Below are 13,495 nucleotides of genomic sequence, written 5' to 3' on the forward strand. Positions count from 1 at the left end.
TGGGTCCGACGCCGGGGGCTTCACCGGTGCCGCGGGCGAACACCACTTGGACGTCCGGACATTGGGCGGCGGCGGTGGGCAGGACGGAACCGGCCAGGGCCGAGGCACCGAGGCCGGACGCCGCGGCGACTGCTGGAATAACGAAACGGGCTATTTGACGTGCGATCATGCCGCAATTGTGCCCAGTCGACCCCCTGCCTAAACAGGTGAAAGCATGGAAATTACTGCGAATTCACACAACCCCGGTTTCCACCCGGTTTGCGGGCTGAGATCGCTTGCGCGGGCGCCCCATCCGGCGCCGCGGCGGCCGGTGAGCCGGCGCCGGTCCCGACCGGAGCGGCAACGCCGGGGCGGGCCGCCGGCCCGGATCGCGATGTGGTCTGCTAACTGTGACGAGTCGGGCGCACGGTGAAGCCATCCGCCGACGCTCGACACGCGGAGTGAATGTGGCGGCAAAGTTGAACGTGATAGTGCAGGCCCTCAATAAGGTCACGGACCACATGGCCAATCCGGCCCGGGTGTCGGATGCCGACAAGCTGCGCCGCGCGGTCGCCGGCAAGACCGCGCTCGTCACCGGCGCCTCATACGGCATCGGCGAGGCGACCGCCCGCAGGCTGGCCGCCGCCGGGGCCACGGCGCTGGTGGTCGCCCGGTCCGAGGAACGGCTCGACGACCTGGCGGCGTCGATCAACGCCGCCGGCGGCCGCGCGATCGCATACCCGACCGACCTCACCGACGAGGCCGCCGTCAGCGCGCTGACCAAGGAGATCACCGAGCAGCACGGCGCGATCGACATCCTGGTGAGCAACGCCGGCAAGTCGCTGCGCCGCTCGCTGCATCACCAATACGACCGGCCGCACGACTTTCAGCGCACCATCGACATCAACTATCTCGGGCCCATCCGGCTGCTGCTGGGACTCCTGCCGGCCATGCGCGAAAGCGGACGCGGGCACATCGTGAACGTCTCCAGCGTCGGCGTGCGCGTCGTGCCGGGGCCGCAGTGGGGCGCCTACCAGGCGTCGAAGGGGGCTTTCGACCGGTGGCTGCGCAGCGTGGCCCCGGAACTGCACGCCGACGGCGTGGAGGTCACCACCGTCTACTTCGCCCTGGTCCGGACCCGGATGATCGAACCCACGCCAATCCTGGGCCGGCTCCCGGGGTTGTCGGCCGACGAGGCCGCCGACGCGATCGCCAAAGCGATCATCGAGCGGCCCCGCAGCAACGAGCCGCCGTGGGTGCTGCCGGCCGAGTTGGCCTCGGTGTTGTTGGCCGGGCCCGCCGAACGCGCGGCCCGGCTGTGGTACCGGCGGTTCTTCTCGGATTCCAGCGGCGGCGAGGGTCGGCGATGAGCCAGGAGGGCGTGGTCGGCACCGCGGCCCGGGCGCTGCTGCGGTCGCGACTGCTCGCTCCGCCGTCGCCGCTGGCAGCCCTGCGGCTGATCCGGGAGGCGCGCCGGGGCGGCACCAACCCCTACACCCTGCTGGCGGTGACCGCGATTCGATGGCCCAACCGGGCCGCGATCGTCGACGACGACGGCGTCTGGGATTACCGGCAGCTGCAGTCGGCGACCGAATCGCTGGCAGGCAGGTTGACGCGAGAAGGCGTCGGACCCGGCGACGCGGTCGGCATCATGTGCCGCAACGGCCGCGGATTCATCGCCGGCGTCTTCGGCGCCGCGCTGGTGGGAGCTGACGTGGTAATCGTCAATACGGACTTTCGCAGCGACGCCCTGGCCTCCGCGATGAGCGGTCACCGGATCACCACGATGGTCGCCGACGCCGAATTCGGCGAGCGCGCCCAGGCCGCCGACGGATCGGTCGTCGTGATCGACCCGGCGACGATCACCGCCCAGGAGGGTGAGCCGCGGCCCAACGTGGCCACGCCCGGCCGGATCATTCTGCTGACGTCGGGCACCACCGGCACGCCCAAAGGGGTGCCGCGCTCACCGCAGCTGCGTTCCGCGGTGGGCGTGTGGGTGACGATCCTCGATCGCACCGGCCTGCGCACCGGGTCGCGAATCTCGGTGGCGATGCCCATGTTTCACGGGCTGGGGCTGGGCATGCTGATGCTCACCGTGGCCCTGGGCGGCACGGTGCTCACCCACCGCCAATTCGACGCCGAAGCCGCGCTCGCGCAGGCGTCGCTGCATCGCGCCGACGCGTTCACGGCGGTGCCGGTGGTGCTCGCGCGCATCCTCGCGCTGCCCGAGCGGGTGCGCGCCCGCAACCCCGTGCCCTACCTGCGGGTCGTGATGTCGAGTGGGGACCGGCTCGACCCCACCCTGGGGCAGCGGTTCATGGACGCCTACGGCGACATCCTCTACAACGGCTACGGCTCCACCGAGGTCGGCATCGGCGCGCTGGCTACCCCCGCGGAGCTGCGCGAAGCGCCCGAGACCGTCGGGAAACCGGTCGCCGGCTGCCCGGTGCGCATCCTCGACAAGAACGGCAAGCCGGTCGGTGCGCGCGTCACCGGCCGCATCTTCGTGGGCGGCGAGCTGGCCAGCGAGGGGTATACCGGTGGCGGCGACAAGCCCGGCGCCAAGGCCGTCGTCGACGGCATGACCAGCACCGGCGACATGGGCTACCTCGACAACGCGGGCCGCCTGTACATCGTCGGCCGCGAAGACGACATGATCATCTCCGGCGGGGAGAACGTCTACCCGCGCGCGGTCGAAAACGCCCTCGCCCAGCATCCGGCGGTCGCCGACAACGCGGTCATCGGGGTTCCCGACGAGAAGTTCGGCCATCGACTGGCCGCGTTCGTGGTCCTGCACCCGGACAGTGACACCGATGAGGCGGCGTTGCGGGAGTACCTCAAGGGCAAAGTCTCGCGATTCGAGCAGCCACGAGACATCAACGTGGTCACCAGCATCCCGCGCAATCCGGCGGGCAAGGTCGTGCGCAGGGAGCTGTCCGGCTAGGCGCGCGGCGAAAGCCTCACTGCTGCTTGGGTTCCAGGGCGGCGACCTGCTTGGCCAGCCAGTTGGGTGCCAGCACCGAGACGACGGTGGTGCCCGCGGTGGCGCTGATGACGCCGGTCCAGGCGACCGGGCCCAGCGGTGTGCAACCGAAAAAGTGGCTGACGCCGGGGGTTTGGACGATCGCGACCAGCACACCCGCGCTCCCCAGCGCCGTGCCCAGCACCAGCGGGCTGTGGCGGCGCGTCAGCAGGGTCTGCGCGAGCTGCGTGGTCACCAGCGCGGTCAGCCCCATTGTCGACGTGCGGCGTTCGGTGCCCGGTGTCCAGCGCCCGATGGCCCAGGCCGCCGTCGCACCCGCGGCCGTGATGGCGCCCCGGGTGACGATCTGCCGCATCAGCGGCGCGTCGAGGGAGGGCGGGGGCCCGGACAGCGTGGCCAACTGGAAGGCGCGGTGCAATTCGTCTGCGTCGCGGTCGACCCCTTCCTCGGCCTCCTCCGGCTCGGAGAACTGTGGGGTGACGGCGACAGCAAGCGCGGGGAACATGTCGGTGAGCAGGTTCACCAGCAGCAGCTGGCGGGTGCCCACCGGCGCCCGGCCGGTGCCCAGGGCCGTGCCGATGAGGGTGAACAGCACCTCCCCAACGTTGCCGCCGACCAGGATGCCCACCGCGTCCCGCACGCCGCCCCACATCCCGCGCCCCTCGACCAGCGCGTCGAGCAGCACGCCGAGATCGTTGTCGGTCAGCACGATGTCGGCGGCCCCGCGCGCGGCGGACGAGCCGCGACCGCTCACGCCGATGCCCACATCGGCCATCCGGATCGCGGCCGCGTCGTTGGCCCCGTCGCCGACCATCGCGACCGCCTGGCCGCTGTCCTGCAGCGCCGCGACGATCTGCACCTTCTGCTCGGGGCTGACGCGGGCGAAGACTTGGACGTCGGCGGCGACCTTGGCGCGATCCTCCTCGCCGAACGCGACGAGTTCGGCGCCCGTCATCTCGCGCGCGTCCGCGGGCAGGCCCAGTTGCCGGGCGATCGCCCGCGCGGTCACCGGGTGGTCGCCGGTGATCAGCACCACCCGCCGGCCGGCTTCCACCAGCGCCTCGATCAGTGGCCGCGCCGACGCCCGCGCGGTGTCCGCCAAACCGACGTAACCGATCAACTCGAGGTCGTGCGCGGCGGCGTCCACGGCGTCGGCGTCGGTGTCCTCCTCGCCGGTGCCGTGCTCCCACGGGCGCTCAGCCACCGCCAGCACCCGCAGGCCCTGCTCGGCAAGGCGCAACACCAACGACTCGGCGCGGTCGAGGTCGGCGTCCGCATCGGCGAAGCGGCAGCGCGGAAGCACTTCTTCCGGCGCGCCCTTGACCATGAGCATCGGCCCGCCGTTCCCGCCCGCCGTGCCGATCGCGGCGGAGTAACCGCGGCTGGATTCGAACGGTACGTCCGCGAGCACGTTCCAATCCGAGTCCCACTGGCGGTCAATGGAATTCGCTGCCGTGAGGATCGCCTCGTCGGTCGCGTGCGCGTGGCCGCCCCCATTGTGGGGCTGCGTGCTGCTGCGCGCGGCCGCCCGCACCACCGCGGCGGACGCCGGGTCGGTCACGTCGGGGAAAGGAGCGTCCGCGCCGGCGCCGTGCGGGACGCCGCGGACGACGCGCAGGCGGTTCTCGGTGAGCGTGCCGGTCTTGTCGAAACACACCGTCTCGACCCGGCCCAGCGCCTCGACCGCCCGCGGCGTGCGGACCAGGACCCCGCGCCGCGACAATCGCTGGGCGGCGGCCAGCTGGGCCAGGGTGGCCACCAACGGCAGGCCCTCGGGAACGGCGGCCACGGCGATGGCCACGCCGTCGGCGACCGCCTGACGCAACGTTCCTTGATGCAGCAGCGCCAACGCCGTCACCGTCGCGCCGCCGGCCAGGGTCAGCGGCAGGACCTTGCTGGTCAACTCGCGCAGTCGGGCCTGCACCCCGGCCGCGGACTCGACGTCGGCTATCGCCGAAATCGCGCGCTGGGCGGCGGTGCCCGCACCCGTCGCCACGACGATCGCGCGCGCGTGCCCGGCGACGATGGTGCTGCCCTCGAACAGCATGCTGGCGCGGTCGGAGTCGGCGACGGCCACGGGCTCGACCTGCTTGTCCACCGGCAGCGACTCGCCGGTGAGGAAGGACTCGTCGACTTCGAGGTCCTCGGCGACCAGCAGGCGGGCGTCCGCCGGGACCACCTCTGGGGCGGCCAGGTCGATGATGTCGCCGGGGCGCAGCGACTTCGCGTTCACCGAGACCGTGCGTTCGACGGTGCGGGCCGCCTCCAGCCGGCGGTGCGCCGTGGCCACCGCGGGCAGCACCACGCGCCGCGCGTATTGATCCTGCTCGGCGAACAGCTCGGCGACGGCGGCCTCGGCCCGCAACCGTTGCGCCCCGCCGGCGACGGCGTTGGCGGTCATCACGCCCGCCACCAAAAGTGCGTCGACGCTGCTGCCGACGATCGCCGAGGCCGCCGCCCCCACGGCCAGGATGGGCGTCAGCGGATCGGACAGCTCGGCCCGCGTCGCGGTCAGCAGCCGCCCCACCCGACTGGCCGGCCCGCGCAGCGGCGCGACCAGCGGGTTGTAGGACAGGTCGTCGAGGAGTTGCCGCCAGGGCGCGGCGCCGGGTTCGACGGCCAGGGGACGTGTGCGGCTGGCCAGCCGGGAATAGACGATCTCCGGATCGAGGGCGTGCCAGGCGGTCAGCGGCTGCGGTGTCGGGTCGGGGAGCCGAAGCACCCGGGAGGCCGCGAAGGTGCCCTGCAGCAGCGCGGCGGCCGCTGCGGCGTTGACCGGGTTGAGCCAGCGCTGCACGGCGAAGGGGCTCAGCGTGCGCGGGTCGCCGGTGACCAGCAGCAGCCCCGCCAGCGTGCTGCCGCCCTTCGCGAGGCGCACCGCGGACTCGGTTGCTTCCCGGGCCACCGGCAGCGCCGACAAGATGCGCACCGCCGCGGCGAGGTCCGTGCCCGTGATGATGTCCGCCGTCCACGGCGTCGCCGCCTGTGGGTCGTCCAGCGCCACCCCGACGTCGGCGATGGCCAGCGCGGCCAACGTGTCGGTGGAGGCGAAGTCGCGGTGCAGCGCGGTGATGAGCAGCACGGGCCCGCGATCGGTGCGCAGGTCGCGTACCAACTGCAGCAGCGGCGTGCCCGGCGGGTGACTCACGGCGACGCTGGCGGTGAGGTCCTCGGTGCCGGCGACGTGGCGTAACACCACCCGGGCGCCCGTCCGGTGTGCGATCTGCAGCAGCGGGATGGCGAACGGGTCGACCTCCCAGCCGACGTCGACGCTGCCGACGCGCTCGCCGTCGACCACGAGATCGGCATGTTCGAGGCCCTGCGCCGGTGTCGCCGACGACCCCTGCGCCCGGGCCCACCGCAGCCGGGCGCCGGTGGCGGGCAACTCGTCCGGGTCCGGTTCGGGGGCTTCCTCACCGTGCAGCAGCGCGTCGGCGACCTCGTAGACGCGGTCCTCGTCCCACCCGGGTACGTCGCCGCGCGCCTGCAGCACGGCGCGGTTGTCCCCACGCAGTGCGGCGCCGTCGATCACGACCACCTTCACCCGGTCCAGCCGCCGCAACGCCCCCGGGTCAAGAAACAGCTGCCCGGCGTTGGCCAGTCCGCGGCCCAGAACGGCGGCGAACGACTGCCGGCCCGTGTGTGCGGCCCGCGGCACGCCGGCCAGCAGCGCGCCGGCCGCGTCCTCCGTGCCGCCGCCGGCCAGCAGCGCACCCGCCGCGGCCACCAGCGAGGCGTTGGCGGCCTGGTCGGCGTACTCCTCCACCGGCCCGGCCATCGAGCCCTTCGCGGTGTCGATGGCGGCATCGATTGCCCCGCCCACTACCACGTGGGAAGCCTCTCCCGCCGCGGCGGCGGCCCAATTGTGCCGGGGCGCTTGCGATTTGGGTCCGGCCGAGGAGATGATCGGAACGACCGGGGCCTGCGGCCGGTTGGGTGAGGCCAGCTCCGGTTCGCGGTCCCGCCAGCGCTGACGGTGCGCCGCGGCCTCGGAGACCTGCAAGCTTCGTTGTGCCAGGTCCAGCAGCGGTGTGCCGACCGCCTGCGTCAGCCCGTTGGCCAGTGCGGTCGACGCGCTGAGGGCGATGTCGGTGCCGACGCGACCCAGCCGCGACTCCAGCACGGCAACCACCCGAGGCTGATGATTCAGCAGCGCGGCGGCGGCGCGTGCGCTTCGCGGTGCGACGGGCAGACGGCCCAGCCAGCCGGTCACCGCGGCTCCGATGGCCGCCACGTCCATGGCCGCGGCGCTGAACGGTACCAGGATCGCCAACGGATTTCCGGGGTCGGCGAACGGCGCGGTCCGGGGTGCCTCTTTGGGGGCGACGAGGGTCAGGTCCGCCGCGACGCGGCAGATCGTTTCGCGCACCCGGTCCAGCACTGCATCGCCATCGGGTTCGTGGTCGAATTCGACCACCAGCCGGCCTAGGGCGCCCTCGACGTGGGCCGAGGCCACGCCCGGAATCCGGCGGACCGGCTCCTCGACCGCCGGCGCGTGTTCGTGCCAGCCCGGGAACGGCAGCAACGGGTCCAGGTCCAGATGCACGCGCCGCCCGCTCTGCCACCGGACCGGCGGGGTGACGCTGGGCCCGGAACCGTTGGTGGAACCGGTCAATCCGACGGCCCGGCCCGTCGTCTGGGCCATCGACTGCACAATCGGGACCGCGAGTTCGGCGACCGGGTTGGTCAACGCCTGCAGAGCGCCCGCGGCCCCGGCCGCGGTGGATACGCCGGCGCGCACCACCTGGGCGGCCCCGTCGGTCATGCCGGCGACGACGCTGGCAACGCCCGGAATCCTCACTCGGTCACCCTTCGATTACCTCTACCGCGCCTAATGATCCTGGGGGGTTGGGGGCCTGTCCACATTTGCAACGGTGGACTTGCGACGACAGCGGTGACGCCGGTAAGTCGTGCCTTCCTCCGCTGACCGGTGGTGCAGTCGCTTCCCCTGCGGACAGGTTACCGGCTCGCCGGAAAACCAAACCTGCTGAACAGGCCGGGGTCCAGGAAGACGGTGATGGCGGCGATGCCGGCGGCGTCCGCGGCGAGGACGTGAATGGAATGGGCCCGCATCGTCCCGTCGCGATCGCGGCGGTACTCGGCGACCGCGGGTTGCGCATTCGCGGCCGTCGGGATCATCGCGATATCACCGGCCTTGGCGAAAGCGCGCGCGGCCAGGAACCGCAGCACCGCATCGCGCCCGGCGAACCACACATCCAGAGGCGGCATTTCGAGCTTCACATCCGCCTGCAGCAATGCGGTGAGGGCGGCCATGTCCGCGTTTTCGAATGCCGCGCAATAGCGGTCGAGGAGTTCACGGCGCTCGGCATCGTCGGGTTCGGACAGGCTTTCCTCGGTGGGGGAGAGCTCGGCGAGCCGGGCCCGCGCCCGCTGCAGCGAGCTGTTGACGGCGGCCGGTGTCGTCTCGAGCAGTTCGGCAACCTCGGCGGCGCTGAACTGCACGACGTCGCGCAGGATGAGCACCGCTCGCTGGCGGGCCGGGAGCTCCTGCAGCGCCGTCATCACGGCCAGCCGCAGGCTTTCCCGCGCGGTGACGTTGTCCTCCGGCGTGAACATCAGCGAGTCGGGAATGGGTTCCAGCCACTCGTGCGCGCCGCCGGCCGCGTCGAGGCTGGCGTTCGGGTCGGTCGATCCGTCACCCAGCCCGGCCGGCAGCACGCGGCGGGCGCGGTTCTGCAGCGCCCGCAGGCAGGCGGTCGTCGCGATCCGATAGAGCCACGTTCGCAGCGCAGCGCGTTCCTCGAACGCCTGGTAGCCGCGCCAGCCGTTGAGATAGGTCTCCTGCACGAGGTCCTCGGCGTCGTGCACCGACCCGAGCATCCGGTAGCAGTGCGCGATCAGCTCGGCCCGAAACGGCGCCGCCTGCGCGATGAAGTCCTCTTTCGCCGGCATGGCTTCTCCTGTCTCGGCTGCGACCGAACGCTACTCCAGTACAGAGACGGCGGACCGGGGAAATTCATCGGTCCGCGCGCGATGAATTTCGGTGTGGCGACGTCTCTCAACTAGTGGACGCACATTCCATGAGAGCGAGGAAGAACATGAACGAGCCACTGACAACCGATGGGCTGGTCGGCACCACGGCGATCGTGACCGGGGCGAGCCGCGGATTCGGCCGCGCCATCGCCGGCGCCCTGGCCTCGGCGGGCGCCGAGGTGGTCGGCGTCGCGCGCAACGGATCCGGCCTCGACGAGGTGCGCGACGAGCTGGGCGGTGGCTTCCTCCCGGTGGTCGCCGACGCCGCCGACCCGGCGACGGCGCAGCGGCTCATCGACGAATACCGGCCGCGCACACTGGTCCTGTGCGCCGGGGCGACGCCGCAGATGAGCCCACTGCAGGACCAGAGCTGGCACAGCTTCAGCGAGAACTGGAATGTGGATGTCGCGCAAGCGTTTCACTGGATCCGCTACGCGGTGCGACGGCCGCTCGCGCCGGGCAGTTCGGTGATCGCCGTGTCCAGCGGCGCCGCCGTGGCCGGGTCACCGCTGAGCGGGGGCTATGCGGGCGCGAAGGCCACGGTCAGGTTCATCGCCGGCTACGCCGCGATCGAATCGGAGCGGTCCGGCCTGGGGATCCGGTTCGTGTCCGTCCTGCCGCGGTTGACCCCGGCCACTGGCCTCGGCGCCAAAGCCGTCGCGGCGTACGCCGAACGGCAAGGGGTCGACGTCGAGTCGTTCGTGCGGGCGGGCGGACCCGCGCTCAGCGCGGAACAGGTGGGCGAATCCGTCCTTTCGATCGCCACCGATGGCCGGGGCGGCGGGGACGCGTATCTGCTCACGTCGACCGGCCTGTCGGCTGTGGCCTGAGACCCTCGAAACCCCAAGGAGGACAACGTCATGAACACACCCCCCATCGTGCCGGCACGGGACTGGGCGGCCGCACGCGAACAATTGCTGGTGCAGGAGAAGGAAGTGCTGCGGGCCCACGACGCCTTGGCGGCGGCGCGCCGCCGGATGCCCTGGCTGGCCGTCGACAAGGACTACGCGTTCGAGGGGCCCGAGGGCCGGGTCGGCCTGCTGGGCCTCTTCGGGGGCCGGCGTCAGCTGATCGTGTACCGCGCATTCTTCGAGCCGGACGTGGACGGCTGGCCCGACCATGCCTGCCGCGGCTGCTCGATGATGGCCGACCACGTGGGTCACCTCGCCCATCTGCACGCTCGTGACACCACCCTGGTGTTCGCGTCGCGGGCACCGCAGGCCGACATCGCGCGGCTGAAGGCGCGGATGGGTTGGCATATGCCGTGGTACACGCTCACCGACGATTTCGACGCCGACTTCGGCGTGGACGAATGGCACGGCACCAACGCGTTCATCCATGACGGTGACCGCGTGTTCCGGACCTATTTCATCAACAACCGCGGCGACGAGGTGATGGGCAACACCTGGAGTTACCTCGACATGACCGCGCTCGGGCGCCAGGAGACCTGGGAGGACTCGCCCGACGGCTACCCGCAAACCGCGCCGTACGAGTGGTGGGAATGGCACGACGCATACGGGGAGCGCGCGCCGTCGCGGTGGTTCGGGGATCCCGATCCGGACAATCCCAACGACCCGCGGCCGGCACGCGGCGGCTAAATCCGGCAGACCGCAATTCGCGTTTCAAGCCCGAATAACACGAATGCGCGGTAGCCGTCCACCGGCTACTCGCGCAATATTCGGCTGAGTGAATTCGCTATAAAATTCGGTGGTTCGCCCTGTTGACGTGGTACCCGGCCGGGAACGACTTCTCGATGACCTGCAGCTGGTGGTCCACCCTGGACTCGAGCTCGAGGACGACGCAGCTGTCGCCGACGGCCTTCGATTCGAGGACTATGTACCGCTGACCGCAATCCATGATGGGATCACCTGAGTGCAATGTTTCGACGGGCACCAATTCCGGGCTTCCGTTTGATTCCACCCATCACACGCTAGGTCAATTCCGCGACCGAGGGAATAGTTTCCCCGCCACCCTCAGGATTCACTGCGCTTCGGGCTGCTTGAAGAACACACTGACGCGCGAGATGAGCCCGTCGTCGCCCCGCTCGAACAGGATGCATTCCGGCCACCGCTTGGTGACGCCGTCGATCTCGAACGCCTCGGTCAGTTCCACGTAGGACAGGCGGGGGTTCACGTGCGAAACCCGTTGCACGTCCAGCCGATGACCGGCCAGGTTGGTGAGGACCTTACGCAGGTAGGCGACGTAGTGCTGCTTGCCCTCGACGACGTCGCAGAACGGGCCCTCGCGGGTCAGGCCTTCGTCGGCGATCGTCGTGGCGAGGCCGTCCCAGTCGTGTGCGGCCAGGCAGTCCAGGTAGCGCTCGATGACTCCGGTGGTCATGTCGACTCCACGTACAACACAGTAGGCGAGGAGAGGAGGGTCGGAAACAGGTTTGCCCAAGCGCTGCGCCGGACGCCGCGAAGCGGGCCAGAATAGGGCGATGAGCGCACCCAGCGCACCCGATTCGCCGCCCACGGCCCCGAGTTGCTATCGGCACCCGGGCCGTCCGACGTATGTGCGCTGCAACCGATGTGAGCGCTACATCTGTGGGGACTGCATGCGCAGCGCCGCCGTCGGTCAGCAGTGTGTGGAGTGCGTCCGGGCGGGCGCCCGGACCATCCGGCAGCCCCGGACCCGCTTCGGTGGGCGGCAGCGGTCGGCGGCGCCCGTGCTCACGTACGCGCTGATCGCGGTCAACGTGGCGGCGTTCGTGCTGCAGATGGCGTCGGGGCGGCTGGAAAGGCAGCTCGCGCTCTGGCCGCCGGCGGTCGCCGACGGCGAGTTCTACCGCCTGGTGACGTCGGCGTTCTTGCACTACGGGGCGACGCACCTGCTGTTCAACATGTGGGCGCTCTACATAGTGGGGCCGCCGCTTGAAATGTGGCTGGGCCGATTGCGTTTCGGCGCGCTCTACGCGCTCGGCGGGTTGGGCGGTTCGGTGCTCGTCTACCTGGTGTCGCCGCTCGACACGGCCACGGCGGGCGCCTCCGGGGCGATCTTCGGTCTCTTCGGTGCCACCTTCGTGGTGGGCAAGCGGCTGGCCGTCGACGTCCGCTGGGTGGTCGCGGTCATCGCGATCAACCTGGTCTTCACTTTCGTTGTCCCGCTGATCAGTTCGCAACGCATCAGCTGGCAGGCACACGTGGGCGGGCTGGTCACGGGTGGGCTGGTCGCCGCGGCCTACGTCTACCCGCCACCGCAGCGGCGGAACGCGGTTCAGGCCGCGGTGACGATCGTCGTGCTGGCCGCGTTCGCCGTGCTGATCTGGTGGCGCACGGCGGAATTGCTCGCGGAGTTCTCCGCATGAGCTCCTGCGTCGCCCACGCCGAGCACACGCTGACCGAGGACGTGCCCGCGCCGCCGGGCGAAGTCCGTGACTTCTATGTGGACCTGGACAACATCAAGATCGTCCACCCGCTGATCGTGTCCGTGGAGACGTTGTCGCGCACCGAAACCGCGGACGGTGTCGTCCACAGCTATCGGGTTCGGGACCGGATCCCGTTGGGGCCGTTCAGAATGACCATCACCTACCGGGCCCGGCTGCTGGTGCCGGCGGCGGGCGACGTGCTGACCGAGGCCGACCAGTCCCCGGGGGTTCACCTGCGCGGGACGGTGAGCTTCGAGCCGATCGCGGCGGGCACCCGTGTCACGGAGCGAATCCGGATAGCGGCGCCCCGGCTGCTCGCCGCGATGACAACACGCGAGGCCGTCAAGGCACACATCGAGATGCTGGCCGGCATCCGTCGGCACTTCGAGACGGGATGATCAGCGCGGCTTCCACTCCGACGTCAGCGCCGCCTCCGAGAGATACTTCGTCGAACTCCACCCGCCGTCGACGACGATCGTCTGGCCGTTGATGAAGGCCCCACCGGGCGAGCACAGGAACGCCACCGTGCTCGCCACGTCGTCGACCGTGCCCAGGCGCTGATGCGGTGTCATCTCGGTGTTGATGCGACGGAACCGCTCGTCGTGCAGGCGATGCTCGGTCATCGGTGTCTGAATCACCCCGGGCGCCACCGCATTACAACGTATCCCCTGCGCCCCGTACTGGCAGGCGATGTGGGTGGTCAGCGCCGTGAGCCCGCCCTTGGCCGCCGAGTACGCGCCCCCGCGCAGGCCGCCGACCACGGCGAAGGTCGACGTGACGTTGACGATCGCGGATCCGGGAGGCATGTGCGGCAACACCTCCCGGATGAGTCGGAACGGGGCCCGCAGCATCAAACCGAGGAAATGGTCCAGCGATTCGTCGTCCGTCTCGTGCACCGGCTTGGGGCTGCCTATCCCGGCGATGTTGACCAGAAAGTCGATGTGGCCCCACCTGTCCAGGGCGGTGTCGGTGATCCGCTTGGGCGCATCGTCGTCGGTGAGATCGACGGCTACCGTCGCCACCCGGTCGGGGTCGCCGATGTGGCGCGCCAGCCCGGCGAGCTTCTCGGTGTTTCTCCCGGTCGCCACGACCGCCATGCCCGCCTCGGCGAGCTTGGCCGCGCAGCCGAAGCCGATCCCGCCGCTCGCCCCCGTCACCACCGCTACCTGCAT

General features: G+C 70.8%; 10 protein-coding genes and 2 pseudogenes. 6 read left to right on the forward strand and 6 right to left on the reverse strand.

All coding sequences use genetic code 11. The features are described 5' to 3' along the window. Positions 1-169 (reverse strand): annotated as a pseudogene (locus H7J89_RS12210) (cutinase family protein); the annotation flags it as partial. Between the two features lie 331 nt (positions 170-500). Here H7J89_RS12210 and H7J89_RS12215 point away from each other — a divergent pair. Together H7J89_RS12215 and H7J89_RS12220 are read left to right on the forward strand one after the other, a co-directional pair. Then, complete coding sequence (locus H7J89_RS12215; protein WP_264044255.1) at positions 501-1,349, forward strand: SDR family NAD(P)-dependent oxidoreductase; 849 nt, start codon at positions 501-503, stop codon at positions 1,347-1,349. Next, positions 1,346-2,923 carry an AMP-binding protein gene (locus H7J89_RS12220; RefSeq protein ID WP_264043869.1) on the forward strand — a complete coding sequence of 526 codons (1,578 nt, stop codon included), beginning with the start codon at positions 1,346-1,348 and terminating at the stop codon, positions 2,921-2,923. The genes H7J89_RS12215 and H7J89_RS12220 overlap by 4 nt, the downstream gene beginning before the upstream one ends. Before the next feature lie 16 nt (positions 2,924-2,939). Here H7J89_RS12220 and H7J89_RS12225 read toward each other — a convergent pair whose 3' ends face one another. Continuing rightward, positions 2,940-7,763 carry a cation-translocating P-type ATPase gene (locus H7J89_RS12225; RefSeq protein WP_264043871.1) on the reverse strand — a complete coding sequence of 1,608 codons (4,824 nt, stop codon included), beginning with the start codon at positions 7,761-7,763 and terminating at the stop codon, positions 2,940-2,942. A gap of 158 nt (positions 7,764-7,921) precedes the next feature. Beyond that, positions 7,922-8,902, reverse strand: a pseudogene (locus H7J89_RS12230) (sigma-70 family RNA polymerase sigma factor); the annotation flags it as partial. 119 nt (positions 8,903-9,021) lie between these two features. Between H7J89_RS12230 and H7J89_RS12235 the strand changes: the two are divergent. Further along, complete coding sequence (locus H7J89_RS12235; protein WP_264043873.1) at positions 9,022-9,786, forward strand: SDR family oxidoreductase; 765 nt, start codon at positions 9,022-9,024, stop codon at positions 9,784-9,786. 30 nt (positions 9,787-9,816) lie between these two features. Further along, positions 9,817-10,554, forward strand: a complete 738-nt coding sequence (locus H7J89_RS12240; protein ID WP_264043875.1) for a DUF899 domain-containing protein — start codon at positions 9,817-9,819, stop codon at positions 10,552-10,554. A 97-nt stretch (positions 10,555-10,651) separates the two neighbouring features. Here H7J89_RS12240 and H7J89_RS12245 read toward each other — a convergent pair whose 3' ends face one another. Beyond that, entirely contained in the window at positions 10,652-10,876 is a 225-nt protein-coding gene (locus H7J89_RS12245) for a hypothetical protein (RefSeq protein ID WP_007167137.1), read from the reverse strand. Positions 10,877-10,936: 60 nt separating this feature from the next. Then, positions 10,937-11,296 (reverse strand): nuclear transport factor 2 family protein, encoded by a 360-nt coding sequence (locus H7J89_RS12250; RefSeq protein ID WP_264043880.1) that lies wholly within the window; start codon positions 11,294-11,296, stop codon positions 10,937-10,939. Between the two features lie 100 nt (positions 11,297-11,396). Here H7J89_RS12250 and H7J89_RS12255 point away from each other — a divergent pair, with 100 nt between their 5' ends. Further along, positions 11,397-12,263: a rhomboid family intramembrane serine protease gene (locus H7J89_RS12255; protein WP_264043882.1), complete on the forward strand. Its 867-nt coding sequence runs from the start codon at positions 11,397-11,399 to the stop codon at positions 12,261-12,263. After that, a complete protein-coding gene (locus H7J89_RS12260; RefSeq protein ID WP_264043884.1) occupies positions 12,260-12,721 on the forward strand; it encodes an SRPBCC family protein in 462 nt (153 codons plus the stop codon). The genes H7J89_RS12255 and H7J89_RS12260 overlap by 4 nt, the downstream gene beginning before the upstream one ends. Here H7J89_RS12260 and H7J89_RS12265 read toward each other — a convergent pair whose 3' ends face one another. Then, positions 12,722-13,495 carry an SDR family NAD(P)-dependent oxidoreductase gene (locus tag H7J89_RS12265; protein WP_264043886.1) on the reverse strand — a complete coding sequence of 258 codons (774 nt, stop codon included), beginning with the start codon at positions 13,493-13,495 and terminating at the stop codon, positions 12,722-12,724.

This window comes from Mycobacterium paraffinicum (genome assembly GCF_025822865.1).
Lineage (GTDB): Bacteria > Actinomycetota > Actinomycetes > Mycobacteriales > Mycobacteriaceae > Mycobacterium > Mycobacterium paraffinicum.